Consider the following 26,508-nt stretch of genomic DNA (forward strand, 5'->3'; position numbering starts at 1 on the left):
GTGAGTGACCGGTTGAGCCCGCTGGCACGTTCTCGTTAGGGCACGCGGAGGGCACGCGATGTCCCTGACCGGCTCAGGGGCTCGTGGGCCATTCTTCGCGGAGCAATGCGTAGGTGAAGCCGTCGTGCCAAGTGCCGTCGCGGTGCAGTGCAGTGGAACGGCTGTGTTCTTCGCGGCGCAAACCTAGGCGTTCCATGAGACGCCAGGACGCGATGTTGTCGGCGAAACATCCGGCGTGAATCCGCCGCAGCTTGAGCCCGTCGAAGCACAGTTCGATGGTGGCTCTGACGGCTTCGGTGGCGTAGCCGTGTCCTCCGTATGCCGGGTCGAACATCCATCCAAGTTCGGCCTCCAAGCCCTTGGCGTGGATCGCGATGTCCATCTGCGCCCAACTGTCGCGCGGCATGATCATCATGTGACCGATGACCGTGGAGGCAAGAAGAACCATGACGTGCGTGGTGTTGCTCGACTTCTCCTCCATCGCGTCGCGGAGTTCGTCGCGCGTGTGCGGTGCCCAGCCGAGCCAGTGCTGGACCTGGGGGAGCTGTTCGTAGGCCCACAAGGCATCTAGATCGTCTGGCGTGTAGGCACGTAGCGATAGGCGTTTGGTGCTTACTGGCCACTCGATGGGCGTCACCCCGGAGAGGATAGCCAGATCGCCGGGTGTCCGGTCAGTTCGATCCCCACACCTGCCGCGTCCCCCCTGATAGCTGCCAGCCAAGGTCAGCGCGACGCGTGTCAAGAGTCGGCTTGCCGATCCGTAGGACGCGAAGCGCTCTTGATGCGGGTCGTGGTGGCCGTACGATCGAGCGGCCAGAGGGGACGGGGCTAATCGGTGGTCAGTCGCTAGGACTCGGCTCGTGGCAGGTGGGATCGCGTGGACGTGGAACGTCCTGCTGCTGGGCTCCGGCGAGGACGGCGCCCTGACGCCGCCCGGAGTCCGGGGCCGCGCGCCGAAGGCGCGCCCTTGATCTACGAGAGCCAAGTTCGGCAGAGCCGGCCGGGTCACGGGTCTCGATGTACCGGACGCCTGCAGACCCCACCTGGTCCGAACGGATGTGCCGTTGCCGTCGCTGACGATGGCGAGCTGGCGTCTGGCGTCGCGACATGACACTCGGCTGAATGGTCTGAGCACCCTCACGGGTGCCGCTCAGACTGCTTGAGAGTAGAAGTAGCGAGCCTCCGAGAGCGTGGAGACGGAGGTAGCCGCACGCAGGCGTGGCGGATACGCGGCCCAGGGGACCTGATCGGCACGGGATCAGCCCTGGGACGGATGTGGTCACTCGCGGGCGGCAGCCCGCAGAGCGCGCCAGCGCAGAATCGGGCGGCAGCCCGAGGATGAAGCGCGGCAGCGCGCAAACCCCGGGTGGGCCGGAGCGCGCGTGGGAAAGAAAGTGGAGACGAGGGGACTCGAACCCCTAACCCCTGCCTTGCAAAGGCAGTGCTCTGCCAGTTGAGCTACGCCCCCGTGGGGGTGATCAGCGGCCCGGGGTGACCGGGTCGACGGCCTCGGCCCAGAGGTCCTGCTCGGCGCGGGCCTGCTGGGTCTTCTTGTAGACGAAGTATCCACCGACGCTCGCCAGCAGTACCAGCAGAATCTTCTTCAGCACCGGGACTCCTTGGATCGGCGTCGATCAGGGTTTTGTGGGCCTAACTGGATTTGAACCAGTGACCTCTGCCTTATCAGGGCAGCGCTCTAACCAACTGAGCTATAGGCCCGCACTTGCGGGGTCGAACCGGAGAGAGATTACCGCACCGAGGCCTCGACTCCCAAATCCGATCGGGCCCTCCACGGGCCCGATCGGAAGCGGCAGCGACAGCGGCTCAGTCCTCGGAGGCGAGCGTGACTTCGAGGCCGCCGAGGAGCGTGGCGGCGATGTTGTAGAGGAACGAACCGAGCGTCGCCAGGGCGGTGATGATCAGCACGTCCGCGCAGGCCAGCAGGGTGGTGAATCCCATCACCTTGCCGGTGTTGACGTAGTTCTCGATGTCGAACGGCTCGGCGGCCGGCGTCCCGAGAACCTCGGTGACGGTGTTGTTGATGTTGTCGAACACACCCGCCGCGCCGATCGCCGACCAGACGATGAACACCGCGACCCAGGTCACGATGCCGAACGCGATCGACAGCAGGAACGACGTCTTCATCACCGACCAGGGATCGACCCGGGACAAACGCAGCCGAGCCTTGCGGACCTGACCGCGCGACCGGGCGACCGGCTCGTCGGTGTCGGCCGGGCGGGTCCTGTCCGCCGCCGCGTCCTTGACCGCGGAGGCCTTCTCCAGCACTGCCGCCTTCGCTGCGCTGACCCGGTCCCCGAAGCTGTCACCCTTGCCCGGCGAGCTCACCTTGCCGGTCTGCCCGTACGACGGTGTGGCGGGCGCCGAGCCCGCCTTGGCGGCGGCACCCGCACCGGTGGCCGGCGTACCGGTCGCACGAGCCGGGGTGACACCAGAAGCAGCGCCGCCACTCGGCAGTCGCTGCTCCGGACGCCCAGGAGTGCTCGGAGCAGCGGCCGGGCGACCCGCCTGTGACGGAGCCGGGGCCTGCTTGCTCACCGGACGGACCGGCGGCTGCTGCGGCGGCCGGGACGGCGTACCGGGCTGGGCGGCCGGGCGACCCGCGGTCCGCGGATCTCCCGAACGGGGGTCGGCCGGGCCGTTCGAGGTCGCCGGTCGCGGCTGGGAGCCGTTGCTACGACCGTTGGAGGCCGGTGTGGCCGGTGGGGTGGACGCGGCCTTCCCGTTACCACCTTGCGGCGGTCGGGATTTGGCGCTGTCCGCCCCATCAGGCCAGTTCGGCCTCGAGCGGTTGGTCATCAGATGCCCTCCTGGCCGGCGTCGTCGTCTTCGACGGTAGCCGTGCCCTCGACGTCAGTCGAATGCTGGTCATCAGTATTGACGCTCTCAGGGGCGGTTTCGGTTGTCGATGCGTCCACATCCTGGGCACCTTCGGTGACCGGCTCGCCTGCTTCGTCGAGCTCCTCGTCACTGATGGTGAGGTCGGTGTTGCGCGCGATCGCGACCACCGCGTCGGACTCCCCCACACCGGCGAACCGGACACCCATCGTGTCGCGGCCCTTGACCGGCACGCTGTCGACCCGGCTGCGGACGACCTGGCCGCTGCCCTTGATGGCGAGCACCTGGTCAGCGTCGACGACGATCAGGGCACCGACCAGCGAACCGCGCTCGTCGTTCAGCTTGACCGCCTTGATGCCCAGACCGCCACGACCCTGCTGCCGGTACTCCGAGATGCGGCTGCGCTTGGCGTACCCGGCGTCGGTCACGGTGAAGACGTACTGCGTGTCCTCCTCCGAGCCGGCCCGGATCACCGACATCGACAGCAGTTCGTCGCCGTCGCGGAACTTCATCCCGGTGACGCCGGAGGTGGCCCGGCCCATCGGCCGCAGCTGCTCGTCGTTCGCGGTGAAGCGGATCGACTGGCCCTTGCGGGAGACCAGCAGCAGGTCGTCCTCGGCGGTGGCCAGGTCGGCGCCGATCAGCTCGTCGTCGTCCTCGCGGAAGTTCACCGCGATGATGCCGCTCTGCCGGGCCGAGTCGTAGTCGGTCAGCGCCGTCTTCTTGACCAGGCCGCGCCGGGTCGCGAGGACCAGGTAGTCGCTCTGCTCGTAGTCGCGCAGGGTCAGCACCTGCGCGATCTCCTCGTCCGGCTGGAACGAGAGCAGACCGGCCACGTGCGAGCCCTTGGCGTCGCGCGCGGACTCGGGCAGCTGCCACACTTTGGCCCGGTAGACCCGGCCCTTGGTGGTGAAGAACAGCATCCAGTGGTGGTTCGTGGTGGCGAAGAAGTGACCGATCTCGTCCTCGGCCCGCATCGTCGCGCCGCGGACACCCTTGCCGCCGCGGTTCTGCGTCCGGTACAGGTCGGTCTTGGTGCGCTTGGCGTAGCCGCCGCGGGTGATCGTGACGACCACGTCCTCGTCCGGCACCAGGTCCTGCACGGACAGGTCGCCGTCGGCGGCGATGATCTGCGTACGCCGTTCGTCGCCGAACTTCTCGACGATCTCGGCCAGCTCGTCGCGGACGATGTGCCGCTGCCGGACCGGGTCGGCCAGGATGTCCTCGAGGTCGGCGATGATCGCTTCCAGCTCGTTCAGCCGGTCGATGATCTTCTGCCGCTCCAGGGCGGCCAGCCGGCGCAGCTGCATGTCCAGGATCGCCTGGGCCTGCGTCTCGTCGATGTCCAGCAGGCTGATCAGGCCCTGGCGGGCCTCTTCGACGTCGGGGCTGCGCCGGATCAGCGCGATCACCTCGTCGAGGGCGTCCAGCGCCTTCACGTACCCGCGGAAGATGTGCGCGTTCTTCTCGGCCTCGCGCAGGCGGTACCGGGTCCGCCGCTGGATGACCTCGATCTGGTGGTCGATCCAGTGCGTGATGAACAGGTCGACGCTGAGCGTGCGCGGCACGCCGTCGACGAGCGCGAGCATGTTGCAGCCGAAGGTGTCCTGCAGTTGCGTGTGCTTGTACAGGTTGTTCAGTACGACGCGCGGCTGCGCGTCACGCTTCAGCACGATCACCAGGCGCTGACCGGTCCGCGACGAGGTGTCGTCGCGGATGTCGGCGATGCCGGTCATCTTGCCGGTGTTCACCAGCTCGGCGATCTTCTGCGCCAGGTTGTCCGGGTTGACCATGTACGGCAGCTGGCTGACGACCAGGCTAGTCCGGCCCTTGGCGTCCTCCTCGATGTCGACCACCGCGCGCATCGTGACCGAGCCACGACCGGTGCGGTAGGCGTCGTCGATGCCCTTGTAGCCGACGATCAGGGCGCCGTTCGGGAAGTCCGGGCCCTTGATGTTCTCCATGCACGCGGCCAGGACTTCTTCCTGGGTCGCGTCCGGGTGCTCGAGGCACCAGTTCGCGGCCGCGGCGACCTCGCGCAGGTTGTGCGGCGGGATCTGGGTCGCCATGCCGACCGCGATGCCTGCCGAGCCGTTGACCAGCAGGTTCGGGAAGCGGGCCGGCAGGATCACCGGCTCCTGCGAGCGGCCGTCGTAGTTGGGGCGGAAGTCGACCGTCTCCTGGTCGATGTCGCGCACCATCTCCATCGCCAGCGGGGCGAGCCGGCACTCCGTGTACCGCATGGCGGCGGCCGGGTCGTTGCCCGGGGAACCGAAGTTGCCCTGGCTCTGGATCATCGGCGCGCGCATCACCCACGGCTGCGCGAGCCGGACCAGGGTGTCGTAGATCGCCGAGTCGCCGTGCGGGTGGTACTGACCCATCACGTCACCGACGATGCGGGAGCACTTGGAGAAACCGCGGTCCGGGCGGTAGCCGCCGTCGTACATCGCGTAGAGGATCCGCCGGTGCACCGGCTTCAGCCCGTCGCGCACCTCGGGCAGCGCGCGGCCGACGATCACGGCCATCGCGTAGTCGAGGTACGACTGCTGCATCTCCGTCTGCAGATCGAGGGGCTCGATCCGGTCGTGTCCCGGGGAAATGGGGGTCTCGGTCATGTGAAGCTCGTCCCGTTCGGTTCAGACGTCGTACGTCGGTGAGTTCGGCGCGGGGAACCGGCTCCGGTACGACGTACCGGGGCCGGCCGGGCGCTCAGATGTCGAGGAAGCGGACGTCCTTGGCGTTGCGCTGGATGAAGTTCCGGCGCGCCTCGATGTCGTCGCCCATCAGCGTCGCGAACGTCTCGTCCGCCCGGGCCGCGTCGTCCAGGGTGATCTGCAGCAGCACCCGGTTCGCCGGGTCCATCGTGGTCTCCCACAGCTCCTGCGGGTTCATCTCACCCAGACCCTTGTACCGCTGGGTGGCGTTCTCCTTGGGGAACTTCTTGCCTGCTTCGACGCCGGCCGCGATCAGGCCGTCCTTCTCCCGCTCGGTGTAGGCCAGCTCGTGCGGGGAGTTGCTCCAGCGCAGCTTGTACAGCGGCGGCTGGGCGGCGTACACGTGACCGCGCTCGATCAGCGGCCGCATGAAACGGAACAGCAAGGTCAGCAGCAGGGTCCGGATGTGCTGGCCGTCGACGTCGGCGTCGGCCATGATCACGATCTTGTGATACCGCAGCTTCTCCTCGTCGAAGTCCTCGTGGATGCCGGTTCCGAGGGCGGAGATGATCGCCAGGACCTCGTTGTTCTGCAGGACCCGGTCGATCCGCGCCTTCTCGACATTCAGGATCTTGCCCCGGATCGGAAGGATCGCCTGGTACTTCGGGTCGCGGCCACCCTTGGCGGAGCCACCGGCCGAGTCACCCTCGACGATGTAGACCTCGCACTCTTCCGGGTTGGTCGACTGGCAGTCGGACAGCTTGCCCGGCAGGCCGCCGCCACCCAGCAGGCCCTTGCGGTTACGGGCCAGGTCGCGCGCCTTGCGGGCGGCCAACCGGGCACTCGCGGCCGCAGTGGCCTTGCGGATGATCTCGCGACCCTCCTGCGGGTTCTGCTCGAACCAGGCGCCGAGCCGGTCGTTCACCACCCGCTGGACGAAGCCCTTGACCTCGGTGTTGCCGAGCTTGGTCTTGGTCTGGCCCTCGAACTGCGGGTTGCCCAGCTTGACCGAGATGATCGCGGTCAGGCCCTCACGGATGTCGTCACCGGTGAGCCTGTCGTCTTTCCTCTTGATCATCCCCTGGTCCTCGCCGAACGAGTTGACCAGCGAGGTGAGCGCGGCCCGGAAGCCCTCTTCGTGGGTACCGCCCTCGTGGGTGTTGATCGCGTTCGCGAAGGTGTGCACGGACTCCTGGAACGAGCCGCTCCACTGCATCGCGACCTCAAGGCTCAGGCTGTCGTCGCCCTGCGCGGCCTCGAACGCGATCACGTTGTTGTGCACGGTCTCGCGGATGCCGGTCAGGTACTTGACGTAGTCGACCAGGCCGTCGTCGTACTTGAACGACATCTCGGCCGGCTCGCCGTTCTCGGTGTGGTCCGGCCGCTCGTCCCGGATGACGAGCTCGAGGCCCTTGTTCAGGAAGGCGTACTCGCGGAAGCGGGTGGACAGCGTCTCGTACGAGTAGACCGTCGTCTCGAACACGTCCGGGCTGGGCCAGAAGGTGATCGTGGTGCCGGTGGAGTCCGCCGTACCGATCTCGGCGAGGTCCTTGTCCGGGACGCCGATGGTGAAGGACTGGGTGTAGGCCTTGCCGCCGGTGTTGACGTCGACCTGCAGCCGGCTGGACAGCGCGTTCACGACGGAGACACCCACGCCGTGCAGACCACCGGACACCTTGTACCCGCCGCCGCCGAACTTGCCGCCGGCGTGCAGCACGGTCAGTACGACGGTGACGGCCGGCTTACCCTCGGACTCGACGATGCCGACCGGGATGCCGCGGCCGTTGTCGACGACGCGGACGCCGCCGTCGGGCAGCAGCGTGATGACGATCTTGTCGCAGTACCCGGCGAGGGCCTCGTCCACCGCGTTGTCGACCACCTCGTAGACCAGGTGGTGCAGACCGCGTTCACCGGTGGACCCGATGTACATGCCCGGCCGTTTCCGGACGGCGTCGAGGCCCTCGAGGACCTGGATCGCGCTGGCGTCGTACTCCCGCTCCACGACGCTGGACACGATCTCGGTCAGCGGTGCCTCTTCGGTGCCGGTGCTGTCGGCGGACGGGATGGCGTCGGTCTCGGTCGGCTCGTCGGTCACCGGCTGTTGTCCTCCTCGGACCCCGGGTCAGCGGGGCATCGATGCACAGTGGACGCCGCCCTGTCCGGCCCCGCTCGGTGAGATCATGAGCAGGTCTGGCAGGTGCGGCGCTCTCAACCCCGCCAGTCTACCCGTCGAGCGAAGCAGAACCTGCCATGCGGCGCCCGAAACTCGGGTCAGGGCGTCTTTTCTCCCTCGTCGCCATGCCCCCTCTCGCGGGTGGGGGCCTGGAAAGCGCTCACGGCCGCTCAGTGCCTTTTGGCCGGGTCACCACTGACCGTCTGGTTTCCGAGACGAGCGACGCCCGGAGCGGGCGCACCCGGCGCCCCCTAAGATCGCTGCCGTGGAAAGTCTCGACGACGTCATCGACGCCATGATCGCCGACCGGGTGATTCACCGGCACCGGCGCAAGTGGCTGATTGCCCTGGCGCTCGTCGTCGTCCTGCTGGTGGTGCTGTTCCTGACCGGCGGCTTCAAGGAGCACAAGGGCCGCTCGATCCCGACCGTGGAGGCGCCGACCAGCGTCCAGGCCGGCCGGTTCGAGTACGGCTTCACCGAGGCGAAGATCATCCGGACCCCGAAGACCGACTACAGCGAGGCCAAGGCCCGGCTGCAGGTCTACTTCGACCTGAAGAACATCGACAAAGAGACGAAGACGAGCCTGACGATGTCCGGCCGGCAGCTGAACCTGGTGCCCGGCGGCGGCGCGGACCTCATCGAGTCCAACGGCGCCACCTGCCACGACGAGCTGAACGTCGTACAGGTCTACGGGCTCGCATCGCAGCCCTGCTACGCGAAGTTCGACATCCCGGCGGACTTCGCCGAGGACGTCGTCGAGATCGGCGTGATGGCCGAGGAGTTCAAGGCCGACGACGGCGTCACCGGCGCCAGCGAGGAGCCGTACTGGCACTCGCCCGGCGTCGCGCACAGCGTGGTCCGGATCAAGACCACCATCGAGACGGAGAAGGACGAATGAAGCTGTACCGCCCAGCGACCGTCGCCGTCGGCGTGCTGTTCGTGCTGCTCGGGGGCCTGACCCGGCTGCTGGACCCGTCGGAGGTCTTCGAGGACCGGACGCGGATCATCACCCACGGCGCGATCGGCGAGGACGTGAAGTACTACGACTCGACCGTGACGATCACCCGGCTGCAGTTCGCGAAGTCGTTCGCCGAGGACGAGGACGACAGCGCCCAGGTCGACACCGAGGGAGTCTTCGTCGCGGTCGAGTACGACGCCGTCCGCGGCACCGAGGACGCCGGGATCAACAGCATCACGCTGGCCGCCGACGGCGGCTCGGTCTACGCGCCGGTGACCGAGATCATCGCCAACGGCATCGACTTCGCCGAGCCCGGCTTCGCCCGCAGCGGCGCCCTGGTGTTCGAGGTGAACCCGAGTGACGTGGTCGGGCTGACGCTGAAGCTGCGCACGTCCGGCACGCTGCTGTTCAACTCTCTCAACCAGGACCTGGCCATCGATCTCGGTGTCCCGGACGACGAGGTCGCCCAGCGCTCGATCGAGCAGGCCCAGGACCAGTACGTGATTCCCGACTCCGTCATCCGGGTGGCCTGATGCGTGTCTCCGACCGCTCCCTGCAACTGGTCGCGAAGATCTCGCTGCTGGTCGCGCTGGCCTCGCTCAGCGCGTTCCTGCTGGTCCGGACCTATCTGGGCGACCCCGAGGCCGTCTACAAGGAAGGCACCGTCACCGAGACGGTCTCGAAGGGACCGGTGACCCTGGACCAGGCGCGCTGGCAGCTCGGGACGATGCAGGTCTACACGCAACTGGTCGACGAGGACCAGGAGAAGGTCAGCCTGGAGAACAACGTGCCGGGCTCGGTCGTCGTCGCGGTCCACCTCGCGGTCACCCCGCTGCCGGGGGTCGACCAGCTGAGCAGCGGCGGTTTCGTCTGCGAGACCCAGCTGAGGGACGACCGCGGCAACATCTGGAAGAACCAGGACGTCGCCACCGAGCTCGGCCCGACGTCCTGCTCCGACGACGAGCACCCGATGAAGCTGAACCAGCCGAACAAGCTGGTCAAGCTGTACGTCGTACCGGCGTCGGCCGTACCGCACCTGGTTGGGATCCAGGTCGGGTCGACGAACGAGTTCCGCCGGGTGCTGATCACCTTCTGAGGCTCAGGCCCCGGTGGTCTGCTCCTGCTTCTGGGCCTCAGCTGCCTCAGCTGCCTCGGCGCGCCGTTCGGCGCCGACCGAGATGCACAGGTCGAAGGCCGCGGCCAGCAGGGCGATCCGCAGCGTCTCGAAGACGACGTCCCTCAGGGCGCCCGCGATCTCCTGGTTCATCAGGTCCCACTTGTCACCGTGGATCCCGAGCGTCCGCTGGATCCCGATGAATGTCCAGTCCGAGCCCAGCACCCACAGGGTGTAGACCGTGCAGACCACGCCGAGGAAGACCGGACCGACCCGGACCAGTAATCGGAACGCGTTCAGCGTCGGGTAGAACTTCTCCCGGATCCCGCCGAGCACCAGGTTGGGCGCCTGGTTGGTGAGCTTCACCAGCCGGCCGGGCTCCGGGGCGTCGACCGCCGCGTCGCCGAACCGGCTCTCTACCCGCGTGCCACGGAAGACGCCGCTACCGGACAGCACCCGGTGCCCGAAGACCACGGTGGTGATCGCCAGCCAGGTCAGCGGCTCGCCGACGCCGTCCTTGAACAGCGGCCAGAGCGTGTCCCAGACGAAGCCCCAGAGCCACTCCAGACCACCGGGCAACGGGATGTTGATCTTGTCGAAGAACTCCTTGACGCCGTCCCACCAGTCCAGCGTGAAGAACCAGAACCGGCGCAGCGACAGCCAGTCCTTGAAGTCGTCGATCGCGCGCGGAGTCACCAGCACCGTGAGCAGGACGAAGAACGCCTCGGCCCAGACCTGGAGGAACTTCGCCGGCCGGCTCGGCCAGCGGTCGTCGATCGCCTCGACCACCCGGCGGACGACCAGCAGGATGACGATCGCCGGCAGGTAGTTCTTCCACTCACCGTTGTACAGGGTGAAGAACGGGGTTCCCACGCCCAGCGCGACGGTGTTGCTGACCCCGAGTTCGGCGAGCTGCTCGTCCAGAAATCCCCAGGCCGACCAGACAGCGACCAGCGGCAGCAGCGTGACCGACAGCAGCTCCATCAGGCCCTGCTGGGTCGGGTCCGAGGTCTCCTCGGACTTGTTCGCCGCCGCGTCGCGCCACCGGTGGAGCGAGGTGGCGCAGGTACGGATCATGCCGACCGAGGCCGCGATCTGGATCAGTACGCCGAACGAGAACAGCCCGATGGCGATGCTCTTGTGCTGGTGCTGCCCCAGCCAGATCGCGCCGTTGATCGACGCGCGGAAGCCGACGTACCCGGCCAGGAACCAGGTCACCAGGGGCAACAGGTTGCGCCACCACAACCGGAAGGTGTCTCCGATCAGGTGGACCATCTCGCGGAAACCGTCGACGATCGTGCGCATCGCGCCGATCCTAGGACAGTCCCGGGTCGGTCTTTCACACCCCTCCCGGCCGCTGAGGCTCGGGAACCCCGATATTCCTCTGGGAGCCGCGTTGTGAGCGGCTCAGCCGTAGGTGTCGCGGGGCCCGCGGCCGCCGCGGACCGTGCGGGGGCCCTTGCGCCAGCTGGGCTGGTGCGGGCCCTGGACGTTCACGTGCGTGACGGTGCCGTCACCGAGCTCGGCGTTCAGGCGGCGGATCAGGTCGGGGGCGAGCATCTTCAGCTGGGTCGCCCAGGCGGTCGAGCTGGTGCGGACGGTGAGCTGGGTGTCCTCGTAGGTCTCCGGCGTGCAGTGCTCGGCCATCTCCGGGCCGACGATCGACGGCCAGCGGGCCATCACGCCGTGCACGGCGACGTCGACTTCCCAGCCCTGGTCGCGCATCAGGCGGCCGAGCGTCGAGGTGAGCTTCTGTGGATCCCGGTCGTCCGGTCGGGCACCGCTGACCTGGAAGCCGTCGTTGGCCCGCCGGCGCTTGCGCCGTACCGGCCGGATCGGGCCGTTCACCGCGGCCGCGCGCTTGAGCCGGCCGGCCAGCGACTTCGCCAGGTCGAGCCCGTGCTTGTCGTGCTCCGGTTCCTCCGCCGGCCGCGTGGAGGCGTCGTCGCTCTCGTCGCCGCTGTCAGAGGAATTCCGGGGTTCAGGCACGAGTGACCGACCCGTCCCCGACCGCGAACCGTACGCCGGACAGCTCACCCGGTACGTCGGCACCGACCGCCGCGGTCACCAGGACCTGCCGGGCCGGCGCGACCAGCTCGGCCAGCCGGTCCCGGCGCTGGGAGTCGAGCTCGGCGAACACGTCGTCCAGGATCAGCACCGGCTCACCTCCGTCCGCCCGCAGCAGCTCGTACGACGCCAGCCGCAGCGCGAGCGCGAACGACCAGGACTCACCGTGACTCGCGTACCCCTTCGCCGGCAAGTCCCCGAGCCCGAGCACGACGTCGTCGCGGTGCGGCCCGACCAGCGAGACCCCACGGTCGAGCTCGTCCTGCCGCTTTTCCCGTACGGCGGCCAGCAGCGCCTCGGCCAGCTCCTCGCGGGACCGCATCCCGGGCTCGAGCGGGATCGAGGACTTGTACTCCAGCCGGGCATCACCCTTGCCGCGGGCAACAGCGTCGTACCCGCCGGAGACCAACGGACGCAGGGATTCCAGCAGCTCCAGCCGGGTCGCGAGCAGCTCCGAGCCGGTCCGCGCGAGGTTGGAGTCCCACACCTCGAGCGTGCGCAGCTGCCCCTCGGCCGCGGACGAACGGTTCTGCCGGCGGGCCATCTGGGCGCTGCGGAGCAACGAGTTCCGTTGCTTGAGCACCCGGTCGTAGTCCTGGCGGACGCCGGCCATCCGCGGTGTCCGCAGGGTGAGCAGCTCGTCCAGGAACCGGCGCCGCTCGGACGGGTCGCCCTTCACCAGCGCGAGGTCCTCCGGCGCGAACAGCACCGTCCGGAGCAGCCCGAGCACTTCCCGGGGCCGGGGGACCGGCGACCGGTTGATCCGGGCCCGGTTTGCCTTCCCAGGATTGATTTCCAGCTCGACCACGACGTCCCGGTCGTAGTCACCGGTGACCTCGGTCCGCACGATCGCGCGGGCCGCGCCGGCGCGCACCAGCGGCGCGTCCGTCGCGACCCGGTGCGAACCGAGCGTCGCGGTGTAGTGGATCGCTTCGACCAGGTTGGTCTTGCCGTGACCGTTCGGACCGACGAAGGCCGTCACGCCCGGGGAGAGCTCGACCTCCGCCTGCTGGTACGACCGGAAGTCGACGAGTCCCAGGGCGGTGACGTACACCTCAGTGCTTGATCGGAGGCGTCGCGTACGACGGGTCCTCGGCACCCTTCACCGCGTGCCCGCCGAACTGGTTGCGCATCGCGGCGATCGCCTTCATCGCCGGGGAGTCGTCCTGCCGGGACGCGAACCGCGCGAACAGCGACGCGGCGATGGCCGGCACCGGGACGGCGTGGTCGATCGCGGCCTCGACGGTCCACCGGCCCTCGCCGGAGTCGTCGGCGTAGCCGCGGATCTTGTCCAGGTGGGTGTCTTCCTTGAGCGCGTTGACCATCAGGTCGAGCAGCCAGGACCGGATCACGGTGCCCTCGCGCCAGGAGTCGAACGCCTCCGGCACACTCTCGACGATGTCGGCCGCCTCGAGCAGCTCGAAGCCCTCGGCGTACGCCTGCATGATCGCGTACTCGATGCCGTTGTGGACCATCTTGGTGAAGTGCCCGGCGCCGACCTTGCCGGCGTGCACGAACCCGAAGTCACCCTCGGGCTTGAGCGCCTCGAAGATCGGCATCAACGTGGCGATCGTCTCGGACTCTCCGCCGACCATCAGGGCGTAGCCGTTCTCCAGGCCCCAGACGCCGCCCGAGACCCCGACATCGACGAACTTGATGCCCTTCTCGGCCAGCTGGTCGGACCGGCGGGTGTCGTCGGTCCAGCGGCTGTTGCCGCCGTCGATCACGATGTCCCCCGGAGAGAGGAGCTCGGCGAGCTCGGTGATCACCGGGTCGATGGCCTGCACCGGCACCATCACCCAGATGACCTTCGGCTGACCGTCAGCGGTCAGCCTGCCGATCAGGTCGGCGGTGTCCTTGGCGTCGGAAATCTCCTGGTTGTGGTCCAGGCCGATCACCGTGTGACCCGCGTTGCGGATCCGCTGGCGCATGTTGCCGCCCATCTTGCCGAGACCGACAAGCCCGAGCTCCATCGTGAAATCCCCTTGTTCTGTTGGCTTATCCCACCTGCCTGCTGCTGGTCAGCTGTTCAGGCGGACCGGCATCAGCACATACCGGAACTCGCTGATCGGGTCACCGTCGAAGTCCCTGACCCCGGTCAGCTCGGCCGGCTTCGTCGCTTGGGTGAACGCCAGATGGGCGACCGGTGTTCCGATCGCGTTCAGACCGTCCAGCAGGTACGTCGGGTTGAAGCCGACGGTGACCGGTTCGCCGACCACGCGCGCCTCGATCGACTCCGAGGCCTGGGCCTCGTCACCGCTGCCGGCGTCGAGCGTGACCGAGTCCTCGGAGAACGTCAGCCGGACCGGAGCGTTGCGCTCGGCGACCAGGGCGACGCGCTTGACCGCCTCGACCAGGGTCGCGGTGTCGAGCCGGACCCGGGTGGCGATCGCGGAGTCGGTCGGGATGATGCCGCGGACCTTCGGGAACTCGCCGTCGAGCAGGCGGGTGGTGGCCCGCCGGTTGCCGCCGGACACTTCGCCCTCGAAGCCGACGATGCCGTCGCCGCTACCGGGAGCCGCCAGCGACACGATGATGTCGGTACCGGTCATCGCCTTCGCGGTCTCCGACAGCACCCGGGCCGGGATCAGCGCGGCGGCCGAGGCGTCGGGGGACTGCGGGTTCCACTCGAGCTCGCGGATCGCCAGCCGGTAGCGGTCGGTGGCCAGCAGGGAGATCGTGGATCCCTCGATCTCGACCCGGACACCGGTCAGCACCGGAAGCGTGTCCTCACGCCCGGCCGCGGTGACCACCTGGGCGACCGCCTGGGCGAACACGTCGCTCCGGACGGTGCCGCTGGCGGCCGGCAGGTCGGGCAGCGCCGGATATTCCTCTGTGGGAAGCGTTTGGAGCGTGAACCGCGAGCTGCCACAGGTGACCTGGGCCTTCGCGCCGTCCACGGCGATGTCGACGGGCTGGTTCGGCAGACTCTTGGAGATGTCCGCGACCAGCCGGCCGGAGATCAGGCACTTGCCGGTGTCGGCCACCTGGGCCGGCACGGTGACGCGCACGGAGGTCTCGTAGTCGAAGCCGGACAGCGTGATCTGCCCTTCCTCGGCCTCGACGAGAAGTCCGGCGAGGATCGGGACGCTGGGGCGACTGGGCAAGCTGCGCGCGGCCCAGGCCACCGACTCGGCCAGTACGTCGCGCTCGACGCGAAACTTCACCGCTGGGTGCCTCCTGATTCGGCTGTGTGCCAGGCAGATCCTGCCACGGACGGATGGGATGTGTGTCCACCGGGCTTGACGCGGCGGTTCGCCACATCTCGCACCGACAGCCTGACAGGTTCCACCGACACTGCCCAGCACCGGGAGGCGAGGGGTCGGTGAAGGGCCGAAAAACGGAGTTTTCCCCAGGTTGGGCCGCTCGAACCATTTGTGGACTTTGGAACCTCTATAGATTCCATAAGGTTCTTCGCACCGGTGGATAGTGTGGAAAAGCCGCGAAACCGCAGGTCAGAGGGCAAATCACCCTGTGCGTGAGGTGTGGACGAAATCGGGCTTGCCTGGGGACGCCTGGGTACGACGAGATCTGTCCCCACAGCGAATCCACAGCGAAGTGCCCTTCGTCCACCGAGATACCCACAGTTATCCACAGCTGTGTCCCCAGGCTGTGTGGTATTCGTGACCGGGTCGTGGCGCTCGGCGTACGGCGTACTCGGCGCGCTTTTCGACCCGGCCGGCGAGGTCATTGCTGCTTGGCCTGGTGCTTGATCCGGTTGGTCAGCTCGGTGACCTGGTTGAAGACGCTGCGCCGCTCCGACATCAGCTGGCGGATCTTCCGCTCGGCGTGCATCACGGTGGTGTGGTCCCGGCCGCCGAACTGCTGGCCGATCTTCGGCAGCGACAGGTCGGTCAGCTCACGGCACAGGTACATCGCGATCTGGCGGGCCGTCACCAGCACGCGGCTCCGGCTCGAACCGCACAGGTCGTCGATCGACAGCCCGAAGTACGACGCGGTCTGGCCCATGATCATGCTGGCCGTCACCTCGGGCTTGCTGCCCTCGGGGATCAGGTCCTTCAGCACGATCTCGGCCAGGCTCAGGTCGACCGGCTGCCGGTTCAGGCTCGCGAACGCCGTCACCCGGATCAGCGCGCCCTCGAGCTCACGGATGTTCGTCTGCACCTTCGACGCGATGAACTCCAGCACCTCCGGCGGCGCGGTCAGCCGCTCGGTGGCCGCCTTCTTACGCAGGATCGCGATCCGGGTCTCGAGGTCCGGCGGCTGGATGTCGGTGATCAGACCCCACTCGAACCGGTTCCGCAGCCGGTCCTCCAGCGCCTCCAGACGCTTCGGCGCCCGGTCGGAGCTGATCACGATCTGCTTGTTCGCGTTGTGCAGGGTGTTGAAGGTGTGGAAGAACTCCTCCTGGGTCTGGATCTTGCCCTCGAGGAACTGGATGTCGTCGATCAGCAGCACGTCGACGTCGCGGTACCGGCGCTGGAACTGGGACGCCTTGTCGTCGCGGATCGCGTTGATGAAGTCGTTGGTGAACTCTTCGCTCGACACGTACCGGACGCGGGCACCGGTGTAGAGACTGCGCACGTAGTGGCCGATGGCGTGCAGCAGGTGGGTCTTGCCCAGCCCGGAGTCGCCGTAGATCAGCTGCGGGTTGTACGCCTTGCCCGGCGCCTCGGCGACCGCGACCGCGGCCGCGTGGGCGAAGCGGTTCGAGCTGCCGATGACGAAGGTCTCGAAGGTGTACTTCGGGTTCAGCCGCGCCTCGCCCTGGGCGTCGTTGGTCGGCGTGCCGATCAGTGCGGACCCGTTCGGCGGCGGGGCGACCGAGCTGGGCGGCCGCTGCTGGTGACCGATGCCGTAGCCGGTGCCCTGGGCGTACTGCTGCTGGCTGTGCTGCTGCCCGTGTTGCTGCTGCTGGTGGTTGGCCGGCTGCTGCTCGTGAGGCTGGCTGTGCTGGGGCTGCTGCTGGTTGATCGTGTCCGGTGCGCTCAGCTCGGACTGGATCGTCGGCTGGTAGGAGCTGTCGCTCTGCACCGGCTGGCCGTGCTGCGGCGGCTGCTGCTGGGACTGCGGTTGCTGGGAGTGGCCCTGCTGCGGGTGGCTCTGCTGAGAGTGACCCTGCTGGGACTGGTCGTGCTGAGGCTGTTGCTGCTGGGCCTGCTGCTGCGAGTACGACTCGTTCTGCTGGAGCTGGCTCTCCTCGTACCGGTTCTGCCCGAGCGGACTCGGCTGGAAGTGCGCCGGCGGCTGCTGCAGGTGCTGGCCGAGCTGCTGATTCTGCGGCTGGTTCGGCTGCAGGTGGCCGGCCTGCTGGTGATTTGCCTGTTGGTGGCTGGGCTGCTGATGGTTGGGCGGCTGGTACTGCGGTGCCGGCTGTTGGAACGGGTTCTGCTGGCGTGGCGCCTCCGGCTGCGGGGTGGGCTCGCGCAGCTCCGGGTCCAGCGACGGGTCGACGGTCACCGCGATCCGGATGTCCCGGCCGAAGCTCTCGCTGAGGATCCGCTCCAGGTCCGGGCGCAGCCGGGTCTCCAGCTGGCCGCGGGTGAAGTCGTCCGGTACGGCGACGATCGCGGTGCTCTCGTGCAGGGTGACCGGGCGGCTGTTGGTCAGCCAGGCCCGTTGGTTCGGGGGCAGTCCGGCGAGCACCCGGGTCCAGGCCTCGTCCAGGTCCTTCACTTCTGCCCTGCCGTCCGCACTGGCGGACTGGTCCTCGACCACGCGTTGCTCCCCGAATCCATCGCTGCGGTGGCCGGCCCGTCCGGGCGTTGCTGCCCGGGCCGGTGCGACCTCGTCCCGATCACCGGCGGCTGCTGGTGCGGCCGGTGGCCGTACGTCGCAGTCGCTGGTCTCCTCAACCGGGTTTTCCTCATTGTCCACACGGTTGTCCACAGTTGTGAACGAAGCGCGGACCAGGTTGGTTACCGATGGGGGAAAGTCGGACCTCTGGTGTGAAGGGTTGACGCTAACAAGTCCCGTCCCACTGCTTCAAGCCGTCATCCACAGGCTATGCACGCCAAAATGGGGGCAACTCCCGGCGTGTCGGGTAGACGTGGAGGCGTCGGCGTGGTGGGCCCGTCGCGGTCGGTAGCCGTCCCGATCAGGCAGTCACCGGTGCCTGACGGTGCGTTTCGTCCACAAGCCTGTGGAAAACTATGGGGACGGCTGGTTTGACCTGTCCACAGGCCGCCACGTACCGTGGATCGGTCGGCGTTGAGCCGGCCGTTTCGTGCTGCGCTCCAGAAGGACCGTCTGTTTGTCGGCGTCATGTTGACTGGGTTCTGGGTCGGTGTGCAGGACCTGCACCATGGGGCAGATCTACCAGTGGATTTGTCGACAATCGTGATCGAGTAACCGGAGTCATTCCAGTGAGCAAGCGGACCTTCCAGCCGAACAACCGTCGTCGGCACAAGAAGCACGGCTTCCGTCTTCGGATGCGTACCCGCGCGGGCCGCGCGATCCTCGCCTCCCGTCGTGGCAAGGGCCGTCAGCGCCTCGCGGCCTGAGGTCCGCCGACCGACGCGGTGACCACCTCGTGCTGCCCCCGTCGCACCGGCTCCGCCGGTCCGACGACTTCCGCCGCGCCGTCCGATCGGGACGGCGGGCTGGTCGGCGTGCGGTGGTGGTTCACTTCTTGGTCGGACACAGCCTGGTCGGGGACGGCCTGCCCGGATCCGGTCTGGCCGCCGGGACCGCGAACGACGCCGCACGTGTCGGATTCGTGGTGAGCAAGGCGGTGGGCAACGCGGTTGTGCGTAACCGTGTCCACCGCCGGCTGCGTGCTGTCCTCGCGACGCGGCTTCCCGACCTGCCGGCCGGCAGCCTGACCGTCGTACGGGCTCTGCCCGCGTCGGCCGCGGCGTCGTACGCCGAGCTGGTCGCGGACGTGGACGGTGCGCTCAGGCGTGTCCTGGTGGACTCCCGATGACGTTCTCGCCCGTGAAGTACGGGCTGATCGGGTTCCTCAAGCTCTACCGGAAGGTCGTCAGCCCGATGTACGGGCAGGTCTGCCGGTTCTACCCCAGTTGTTCGGCGTACGCCCTGGAGGCGGTCGAGCGGCACGGCGCGGTGCGCGGTAGCTGGCTGGCAGCGAGGAGACTCGCCCGCTGCCACCCGTGGAACCCCGGCGGCTACGACCCCGTTCCACCCACAGATGTCGACCAGCGCGGAGAGTCCCTCTCCGCCAACCAGCCCGGATCGTCGACCGACGCCGGGCCTGTGCAGCGAGGTGCCTGAGTGATCATTCCCCTGGCCATCCCCGAGCTCGCCTTGTGGGACGGGATCGTCGAACTGTTCAACACGGTCATGACCCCGCTCTACTGGGCCGTCTCGGCACTGCTGGTGGGGTGGCACTGGCTGCTCTCGCAGGTGCTGGACCCGAACGGCGGCTGGGCCTGGGCGTTGTCCATCGCCGGCCTCACGATCGTCATCCGGACCCTGCTGATCCCGCTGTTCGTGCGCCAGATCCGCTCCAGCCGGAACATGCAGCTGCTGCAGCCCAAGATGAAGGAACTGCAGAAGAAGTACGGCCACGACCGGGAGAAGCTCGGTCAGGAAATGATGAAGCTGTACAAGGACACGGGCACCAACCCGTTCTCCTCGTGCCTTCCGCTGCTGCTCCAGTCGCCGATCTTCCTGGCGCTGTTCCGCGTCCTCGACTACGCGTCGAAGGGGCGGACGCACGCCAGCATCATGGATCCGTACGTCGCGTCCCTGCAGCACGCGAAGATCTTCGGCGCCGAGATCTCCCAGACCTTCCTGAAGGCCAACGGCGACGGCGCGACCAACGTCAAGGCCGTCGCGATCGTGCTGATCATCCTGATGACCAGCACGATGTTCATCACCCAGCTGCAGCTGATGCGGAAGAACATGCCGAAGGAGGCCCTCGAGGGCCAGGCGGCGCAGATGCAGAAGATCATGCTTTACGTCTTCCCGATCTTCTTCCTGATCGGTGGCTTCAACTTCCCGATCGGTGTGCTCATCTACTGGTTCGTCTCGAACGTGTGGACGATGGGCCAGCAGTTCTACGTGATCCGCCGCAACCCGGCCCCCGGCACCCCGGCGTTCGACGCGATGGAAGCCCGCAAGCGCGAGCACAACCGGCGCGCGGGCAAGCCGGAGGACACCGGCCTGGCCACCGCGGAGACCGACGGCGAGAGCGGGGCGGACCGTCGTCCGGCCCAGCGGCAGCAGCCGAAGCGGCAGTCCCGCAGCAACCGGAAGACCGGCCCGACGGCCGGTACCGGCGGCGTACAGGACGAGCCGACGGCGTCGAGCAACGGCCAGCAGGCCTCGCCCTCGACCCCTGCTCCGGTCAAGAAGGCGCCGGCCGCCAAGAAGGCTCCGGCCGGCGGCAAGCGGCAGCCGGCCGCCAAGTCCCGTGCGCAGCGGACGGCCCAGCAGAAGGCGGGCCAGAAGAAGTCCGGCGGCGGTACGCCCCGCAAGACCGACAGCTGAGCCACAGGCCGCTGTACATCCCTGCTTTTGTACGAACCGGGTCCCCGTGGGGCGGATCTCGAACCGTGAAGGAGTGGCCGTGAGCGACGGCATGCAGAACGAGTCGGCGGAGAAGTCCACCGCGAGTGGTGCGGACGAGCGTCTGAAGGCACTGGAGGCCGAGAGCGACATCGCGGCCGACTACCTGGAGGAGCTGCTCGACATCGCCGACCTGGACGGCGACATCGACATGGACATCGACGGCGACCGTGCCGCGGTGTCGATCGTCGGTGCCGACCTGAGCAACCTGGTCGGTGAGAACGGCAAGGTGCTCGAGGCGCTGCAGGAGCTCACCCGGCTGGCGGTCTACCGGGAGACCGGTGAGCGGTCGCGGCTGATGCTCGACGTGTCGAACTACCGCGCGAACCGCAAGGCCGAGCTGGAGAAGGTCGGCAAGAAGGCGGTCGAGGACGTGCAGGCGACCGGTAATCCGGTCCGGCTGGACCCAATGACGCCGTTCGAGCGCAAGGTCGTGCACGACGTCGTCGCCGCGGCGGGCCTGACCAGCGAGTCCGAAGGCGAGGAGCCGCGTCGCCGGGTCGTCGTCCAGCCGGCCTGATCGTCGTGCACCGCTCGTGACAGGTGACGTTTCACGTGAAACCCCGCCGCTCGTGGAGGAGCTCTTCCCCCGGGCGGCGGGCCGGCTTGCGGCGTACGCCGAGCTGCTGGCGACCGAAGGAACCCTGCGTGGCCTGATCGGCCCGCGGGAGGTGCCGCGCCTGTGGGACCGGCACCTCCTCAACTGCGCCGTGCTCGAGCGCCTGATCCCGGAGGAGTCCACGGTCGCCGACATCGGCACCGGGGCCGGCCTGCCGGGGATCGTGCTCGCGCTGGTGCGCCCCGACCTCGAGGTGGCGCTCGTCGAGCCGCTGCTCCGGCGTACCACCTTCCTGGAGGAGGCGGTGGAGCAACTGGGCCTCGAGAACGCCTCTGTGGTCCGCGCTCGCGCTGAGGACCTGCGCGGTACGACGTACGACGTGGTCGCCTCGCGCGCGGTCGCCCCGCTGGGCAAACTCGCCGGGTGGTGCCTGCCGCTGCTCGACGAAGGCGGCCTGATGCTTGCCATGAAGGGCGCCTCCGCGGAGGACGAACTGGCCGGTGCCGAGGGGGAGTTGGAGGCCCTGGGCGCGGAAGTTTGGCACGTTCATCAACTCGGCGTGGAGGAACTGGCCCAGCCGACGACTGTCGTGAGTATTGTGGCCGGACGTGCTGCGCGGGGATCCCAGCACAGAAGACGCGGGAGGTGAACGGGTTGGTGAGTCGCGCCGTCGGGTGGCCGGACAGGAGCACGGGGGAATCCCGTACGACCCAGGGGATCGGCTGGCCGACAGACCCCGACACGCCCGTCGTTCGCATCACCACCGCACCTCCGGCCAAGGCTGCACCCGCAGTGCCCGCGGCACCTGCACCCTCCACTGAAGCGTCCGCTGTTACCGAGACGTCTGCTGCGTCTGCTTCTGTCTCGGCACTTGATGCTCCGGCCCCGGTCGCGCCTGCGGTCGAGCTCACCCCCGCCCCATCTGTGAATGGCTCTCGTCCTTCACCGGCGGACCTCCCGACCGACCCCGCTCCGACTTTGGTCGTCGACGCGGGGGAGCGCCCCTCGATGCTGCAGGCAGCTGCTTCGCTCGGCCTGGGTGCCACCTCCACGACCCCGGCAACCGAGCCCGTTTCACGTGAAACCGGGCCGGCGCCGACACCTGACGAAGAGTTCCCCGAGTCTCCACGACCTGTGGATGACTACCCCCTGGAGCCACCTCCCCAAGCGGGAATTCGTCCACAGGCCCCTGTGGACAAAGCTGGGGAGAGATCTGCTCCGACCCCGACCGACATCCTCTTCGGGCCACGTCCCGTACCTCTTGGAATGGGCGCCATGACTGCCGCACAGATCGCCGCGCGGGCCACCTCGGACGAGCTTCAGCGACGACTCCTCGAAACTCCGATCGCCGCCGCCACCGAACGGACCCTGCTCGTGAACGAAGGACGCACGATGGGCCGCGAGTTCCCGCTGCCCGCCGAGACCCGGGTATTCGTCGTCGCCAACCAGAAGGGCGGCGTCGGCAAGACCACCACCACCGTCAACGTCGCGGCCGGCCTGGCCCTGTACGGCGCGCGGATCCTGGTGATCGACCTCGACCCGCAGGGCAACGCGTCGACCGCCCTGGGGATCGAGCACTCGGAGGGCACTCCCGGTGTCTACGAGGCGATCATCGAGAACGAGCCGCTGAACAAGCTCCTGCAGCCGTGCGAGGAGCACCCCGGCATCGTCGTCATCCCGGCAACCATCGACCTGGCCGGCGCCGAGATCGAACTGGTCAGCATCGTCGCCCGTGAAAGCCGCCTGAAGAAGGCCCTCGACGCCCACCTGGCCGAGACCGAGGCCGCTGGCGAGAAGTACGACTACGTCTTCATCGACTGCCCGCCGTCCTTGGGTCTCCTCACAGTGAACGCCCTCACCGCGGCCCGCGAGGTCCTCGTCCCCATCCAGAGCGAGTACTACGCCCTGGAAGGCCTCTCCCAGCTCCTCCGCCACATCGAGATGGTCAAGTCCCACCTGAACCCGACCCTCGACGTGTCGACGATCCTGCTCACCATGTACGACGCCCGCACCAAGCTCGCCGGCGAGGTAGCAGCCGAAGTCCGAGGCCACTTCCAGGACGCCGTCCTCCGCACAGCGGTCCCCCGCTCAGTCCGAATCTCCGAGGCCCCCAGCCACGGCCAAACAGTCCTGGCCTACGACCCAGCCTCCGCCGGAGCCCTCTCGTACCTGGAAGCCTCCCGAGAAATCGCCATGCGCAACAACGCCTGACCCCCACACCCCAGAAGGCCCGGCCCCCTATGGGACCGGGCCTTCTCCCATTCCACGCGAGCCGATTCCACGCGAGCCGATTCCACGCGCGCCCAACCCACGTGAAACCCATCCCACGCGGAGCCCGTTCCACGTGAAGCCCTCGCCGCCTCAGCGCCGGCCCCGCTGAACTCCGACGAGCGTCTTCCCGGCTGCCGGTCCACCGGCCAGACGCTCGGCCCGGCGGCCAGGCCGGCCCCACCGCCGACGAGGGCCGCGCTAGTACTCCGCAGCAGTCTGCTCGCCCACAATCCAGGGCAGCCTGGACACGCAGATGTCCCGCACGACCTCGCGCCCTCGCCGGACCGGTGGTGCGGATAGGGCGCGACCCTGTCGGCCCCTTCCTCGGGCATTCCAGAGCCCATTGCACCCACCCCGCGTTTCACGTGAAACACAGTCCGCCCTAGGCGCTGGCGTTCCACGTGAAGCCTGCCCTTATGAGCCGGAGCCAACGACCAGAACTCCAGCGCCAACTTGGGAATCCTGCGCCCCCAACGACGGGGCCAACCCAACCTTCTCGGACCCCTCATGCCTAGAAGCCTCCTCGAGAAGTCGCGATGCACAACAACGCCTGAACCGGCACACAGTCGGCCGGTCCCTCGGAGCAGCCGGGCCGGCCGGCCCGTTCTCGGTGACTTCCAGTCCCCGCTGCACCTTCTACACATCTCGCATGCGTAGCCCGGTCTGCAGGTCCGTCCGTTTCACGTGAAACACAGGGCGCCTCTAGCAGCCGGCGTTCCACGTGAAACAAGAGCCCCAAGAACCGGAGCCAACGAGTAGACCCCAGCGCCCATCGGCGGCCTGCGGCCAGTGACGCGACCATCCTGCCGTCGATGCCGGAGGACCCACCGGGATCCAGGGCGGCCGGTGTCGAGCCGGACACGCTGGTGGTCACCCAGGAACTCGACCGATCGACCGGACCCTGCCCACTCCGGTCCAATGGTGGAACGGGCGGCCAGTCCGCTGGCCCGAGGTGCGGCATGAATCGGCTGACCGAGAACTTGCCGAGGGTCCGAGCGGTGTCCGATTCCGATCAGTTCACCAGCCCTGCTGGCCGCTGATCCTGTCCGACTTCCAATGAACGCTCCCGACTTCGAATCACCGAGAGTCGACAAATCCACCCGGCGTCAGACAGCCGCCTCCCTTAGAAGCCAACATGGCGGCTTGCCTGTCGAGAGCCCACTCACCGACCTGCCAGCGCGACTTCCCGGGGGGTCGCCATGCAGCACCGCGTCCATCGCTGCGGCCTTCGGGCGCTCGGTCATCGCGCCCTGACGTCAGCCCTGCAAGGCGGGCTTCGTCGATCAAGCAACCGCGCCTCGTACCGTCTCGCTAGGTCCCACGTCCGGCCGAGCTCGGCCATGGGCCAGCCTGCGAACCAGGTCCGCCGGGAAGCTGGGGCCCGTGCGTGCATCGCCCGAACTGCAGACCGACCTAGCGCCAACCGGACTCTCGTTTAGAGCGCCGAACCGAAGCACGACCCGCTGAGTCGGCGCGGGTACCCAGTCCGACTCGGCACCGGTCCAGACCTGGCCGTACACCGGTCCGAAGCCCCAAGGTGAAGCGGTTTCGGGCCCGGAGCCGGAACTGTTCCGGGACGCCGAGCCGGAGCCGTATCGGGCCGCCGAGCTGGAGCCGTTTCGGAGCCCCGAGCCGGCACAGGACCGAAAGCTCCGAGCCGGTACGGTACCGAAGCTCCGGCCGGGCACCAGACCGAAGCGCTTAGCGGGCACCGCGCCTCCGCCGGCGTGGGTCCGGACGAGAGTCTCCAACCGGAGGCATCTGCTGTCGTCGGCCAGTCCGGCCAGTCCGGCCAGTCCGGCCAGTCCGGGCACCCGGAACTCCCGCCGCTGGTCGCAGTTCGAGTGCGTGCGGAGTCGCAACTCGTAGCGTGGCGCCGGAGCGAAGCTCCCAGGCGGCAGCGCCCTGCTGTTGCCGGCGTGGTTCTGGAGCGGGAGCCGCCAACCGTGCGGCTTCAGTGCTGGCCAGCCTGCCCGGCGATGTGGAGCTCGTGACGACCGCGCCGACAACCGAGCCATAGGTACGGATGCTGGAGCGCCTTCCCCGAGCCCCGACCTTTGGACATCAGAGCAGCCGGCCCCGAGGCCGTGAGTATTCAGGCGTCGCCCGGGACGCCCGGCGCGGCCCGTTGCCGGGGCATCTGTTCGCGGGTGCTTCGACCGCCGCTCCGAGACCGCCAAACGGCCGGGGGCAGCGGTCGATCAGCGACTTCCACCCTAGGGTGCCTATCCGGGGGGAGGGGGGACACCTCAGGCGGCTGGGCGTGAGCCTGATCTCCGGCAGCATGCCGATCGTCGTCCCGGTCGACCAGCCGTCCCCACCCAAGGGGTAGGTGCCTTTCGACGCCATGGTCAATGTCGCAGGTTCACTTCCGATCGGGCGGCGACTCACTTCGGATGTTTCATCTCAAGACCTACGAGGCTGGGCCCATCTGATCGGAAGTCGCTGTCGGGCGCACAACTCCTGGTGTCACATAGGAGGAGGGCGCGCACAGAGAGCTCTTTATGTGGGGCCGGTGAAGGTGGTTGCCGCGGTACGGCGTCGCCACAGGCCTCGGGTGCAAGGACCACGTACTAGGCCTGTGCGCGTGTCCTTGGCCAGGCCCGTCCAGGGATGTCGGGATCGCCAGCCGGGCGTCGACTTCCGACGTCGCTCCTGGGGTGGTGGTCGGAACAGTTGGTGTGCGACCGGGGCGAGGCTGCGCTGTTGGACACAGGTCGACCGTGCAGGGTGGGGTGCGCCAGAAGGTGGATGTGAGTGGCCCGCATCGAGCGCGTACGGTTGCTGTCCCGCTGTCCCGCTGTCCCGCTGTCCCGCTGTCCCGCTGTCCCGCTGTCCCGCTGTCCCGCAGTCCCGCAGTCCCGCAGTCCCGCAGTCCCGCGGCCCCGCAACTGCGGTGCGGAGGTGTGCCACAGGCTGTCGCACGAAAGGCGACAGGCGGGCCGCCGAAGGAGCTTCGCAGTCGTGAGGCGTGCGGCAGGACTACCGGCAGCGGCATAGCGCGCGGGGTCGGACGGTATGCCGGTGGGATGAGGCGTGGCCTCTCGCCCGGGCCGGCTCACCGTGCTGGCGGGGCCCGCGGTGCGGATGCTGGCCGGTGGTCCTGCTAGCCGGACGCAGACCCACGTCAGGCGGCTGTTCGTCGCGGAGCGCCGTCCCTTCATCCCCGCCGAAGGGACGACGAGGGCGAGGATGTCTCTGGTAGTCGGAGCTGTGTAGCTCTGGACGCGTCGACCGGTGGTGGAGCGCGCGTGGCGGTGGGTGGTGGCGGGTGGTGGCGGGGCAGGACCTGGCGCGCCGGTCCGCGTCGTGGCTGTAGTCGTCGCGCTCTCCTTCGGCACTCGCCCTCGTTCACGTGCTCGC

Annotated in this window: 20 protein-coding genes, 2 tRNA genes and 1 pseudogene; 10 read left to right on the forward strand and 13 right to left on the reverse strand. The window is 68.3% G+C overall.

Annotation, left to right across the window (positions count from 1 at the left end):
• Positions 1-73 precede the first annotated feature (73 nt).
• From ACLQ2O_RS02740 to gyrB, 7 genes are all read right to left on the reverse strand, one after another.
• Positions 74-637: a GNAT family N-acetyltransferase gene (locus tag ACLQ2O_RS02740; protein ID WP_425826791.1), complete on the reverse strand. Its 564-nt coding sequence runs from the start codon at positions 635-637 to the stop codon at positions 74-76.
• Positions 638-1,395: 758 nt separating this feature from the next.
• Positions 1,396-1,468: transfer RNA gene (locus ACLQ2O_RS02745), tRNA-Ala, on the reverse strand.
• Between the two features lie 10 nt (positions 1,469-1,478).
• The gene (locus tag ACLQ2O_RS02750; RefSeq protein WP_420488750.1) at positions 1,479-1,610 is read right to left on the reverse strand and encodes a DLW-39 family protein; all 132 of its coding nucleotides are present in this window, start codon (positions 1,608-1,610) and stop codon (positions 1,479-1,481) included.
• A 35-nt stretch (positions 1,611-1,645) separates the two neighbouring features.
• Positions 1,646-1,719: transfer RNA gene (locus ACLQ2O_RS02755), tRNA-Ile, on the reverse strand.
• Positions 1,720-1,824: 105 nt separating this feature from the next.
• Positions 1,825-2,817 (reverse strand): DUF3566 domain-containing protein, encoded by a 993-nt coding sequence (locus ACLQ2O_RS02760; RefSeq protein ID WP_425826793.1) that lies wholly within the window; start codon positions 2,815-2,817, stop codon positions 1,825-1,827.
• Positions 2,817-5,471, reverse strand: coding sequence for a DNA gyrase subunit A (gyrA, locus tag ACLQ2O_RS02765; protein ID WP_425826795.1), 2,655 nt, complete (start codon positions 5,469-5,471; stop codon positions 2,817-2,819). Before gyrA ends, ACLQ2O_RS02760 begins: the two co-directional genes overlap by 1 nt.
• A gap of 94 nt (positions 5,472-5,565) precedes the next feature.
• Complete coding sequence (gyrB, locus tag ACLQ2O_RS02770; RefSeq protein ID WP_425826797.1) at positions 5,566-7,605, reverse strand: DNA topoisomerase (ATP-hydrolyzing) subunit B; 2,040 nt, start codon at positions 7,603-7,605, stop codon at positions 5,566-5,568.
• Positions 7,606-7,948: 343 nt separating this feature from the next.
• Between gyrB and ACLQ2O_RS02775 the strand changes: the two genes are divergently transcribed.
• From ACLQ2O_RS02775 to ACLQ2O_RS02785, 3 genes are read left to right on the forward strand one after another with little or no spacing between them, the layout of a single operon-like run.
• On the forward strand, positions 7,949-8,581 hold the full coding sequence (locus ACLQ2O_RS02775; protein WP_425826799.1) for a hypothetical protein: 633 nt from the start codon (positions 7,949-7,951) through the stop codon (positions 8,579-8,581).
• Complete coding sequence (locus ACLQ2O_RS02780; RefSeq protein ID WP_425826801.1) at positions 8,578-9,174, forward strand: hypothetical protein; 597 nt, start codon at positions 8,578-8,580, stop codon at positions 9,172-9,174. The genes ACLQ2O_RS02775 and ACLQ2O_RS02780 overlap by 4 nt, the downstream gene beginning before the upstream one ends.
• Positions 9,174-9,737: a hypothetical protein gene (locus ACLQ2O_RS02785; RefSeq protein WP_425826803.1), complete on the forward strand. Its 564-nt coding sequence runs from the start codon at positions 9,174-9,176 to the stop codon at positions 9,735-9,737. Before ACLQ2O_RS02780 ends, ACLQ2O_RS02785 begins: the two co-directional genes overlap by 1 nt.
• 3 nt (positions 9,738-9,740) lie before the next feature.
• Here ACLQ2O_RS02785 and ACLQ2O_RS02790 read toward each other — a convergent pair whose 3' ends face one another.
• The 6 genes from ACLQ2O_RS02790 to dnaA form a co-directional block, all read right to left on the reverse strand.
• Positions 9,741-11,060, reverse strand: a complete 1,320-nt coding sequence (locus tag ACLQ2O_RS02790; protein ID WP_425826805.1) for a hypothetical protein — start codon at positions 11,058-11,060, stop codon at positions 9,741-9,743.
• 102 nt (positions 11,061-11,162) lie between these two features.
• Positions 11,163-11,744, reverse strand: coding sequence for a DUF721 domain-containing protein (locus ACLQ2O_RS02795; RefSeq protein WP_425826807.1), 582 nt, complete (start codon positions 11,742-11,744; stop codon positions 11,163-11,165).
• Positions 11,737-12,876: a DNA replication/repair protein RecF gene (gene recF / locus ACLQ2O_RS02800; RefSeq protein ID WP_425826809.1), complete on the reverse strand. Its 1,140-nt coding sequence runs from the start codon at positions 12,874-12,876 to the stop codon at positions 11,737-11,739. Before recF ends, ACLQ2O_RS02795 begins: the two co-directional genes overlap by 8 nt.
• A gap of 1 nt (position 12,877) precedes the next feature.
• Positions 12,878-13,795, reverse strand: coding sequence for a phosphogluconate dehydrogenase (NAD(+)-dependent, decarboxylating) (gene gnd / locus ACLQ2O_RS02805; protein ID WP_425826811.1), 918 nt, complete (start codon positions 13,793-13,795; stop codon positions 12,878-12,880).
• 48 nt (positions 13,796-13,843) lie between these two features.
• Entirely contained in the window at positions 13,844-14,989 is a 1,146-nt protein-coding gene (dnaN, locus tag ACLQ2O_RS02810; protein ID WP_184800760.1) for a DNA polymerase III subunit beta, read from the reverse strand.
• Between the two features lie 520 nt (positions 14,990-15,509).
• Positions 15,510-17,672 (reverse strand): chromosomal replication initiator protein DnaA, encoded by a 2,163-nt coding sequence (dnaA, locus tag ACLQ2O_RS02815; protein ID WP_425826813.1) that lies wholly within the window; start codon positions 17,670-17,672, stop codon positions 15,510-15,512.
• Between the two features lie 476 nt (positions 17,673-18,148).
• Here dnaA and rpmH point away from each other — a divergent pair, with 476 nt between their 5' ends.
• The 7 genes and pseudogenes from rpmH (at position 18,149) to ACLQ2O_RS02850 (ending at position 23,085) form a co-directional block, all read left to right on the forward strand.
• Complete coding sequence (gene rpmH / locus ACLQ2O_RS02820) at positions 18,149-18,286, forward strand: 50S ribosomal protein L34 (RefSeq protein ID WP_012924626.1); 138 nt, start codon at positions 18,149-18,151, stop codon at positions 18,284-18,286.
• 29 nt (positions 18,287-18,315) lie between these two features.
• Positions 18,316-18,708 (forward strand): ribonuclease P protein component, encoded by a 393-nt coding sequence (rnpA, locus tag ACLQ2O_RS02825; RefSeq protein ID WP_425826816.1) that lies wholly within the window; start codon positions 18,316-18,318, stop codon positions 18,706-18,708.
• Entirely contained in the window at positions 18,705-19,016 is a 312-nt protein-coding gene (gene yidD / locus ACLQ2O_RS02830; protein ID WP_363670482.1) for a membrane protein insertion efficiency factor YidD, read from the forward strand. Before rnpA ends, yidD begins: the two co-directional genes overlap by 4 nt.
• Positions 19,017-20,006 (forward strand): annotated as a pseudogene (gene yidC, locus ACLQ2O_RS02835) (membrane protein insertase YidC); the annotation flags it as partial.
• Between the two features lie 310 nt (positions 20,007-20,316).
• Positions 20,317-20,835: a protein jag gene (locus ACLQ2O_RS02840; RefSeq protein WP_425826818.1), complete on the forward strand. Its 519-nt coding sequence runs from the start codon at positions 20,317-20,319 to the stop codon at positions 20,833-20,835.
• A 52-nt stretch (positions 20,836-20,887) separates the two neighbouring features.
• Positions 20,888-21,523: a 16S rRNA (guanine(527)-N(7))-methyltransferase RsmG gene (gene rsmG, locus ACLQ2O_RS02845; protein ID WP_425826820.1), complete on the forward strand. Its 636-nt coding sequence runs from the start codon at positions 20,888-20,890 to the stop codon at positions 21,521-21,523.
• 626 nt (positions 21,524-22,149) lie between these two features.
• Positions 22,150-23,085, forward strand: a complete 936-nt coding sequence (locus ACLQ2O_RS02850) for a ParA family protein (protein WP_184800750.1) — start codon at positions 22,150-22,152, stop codon at positions 23,083-23,085.
• The last annotated feature ends 3,423 nt before the right edge of the window (positions 23,086-26,508 follow it).

Source organism: Kribbella sp. DT2 (assembly GCF_049844575.1).
GTDB lineage: Bacteria > Actinomycetota > Actinomycetes > Propionibacteriales > Kribbellaceae > Kribbella.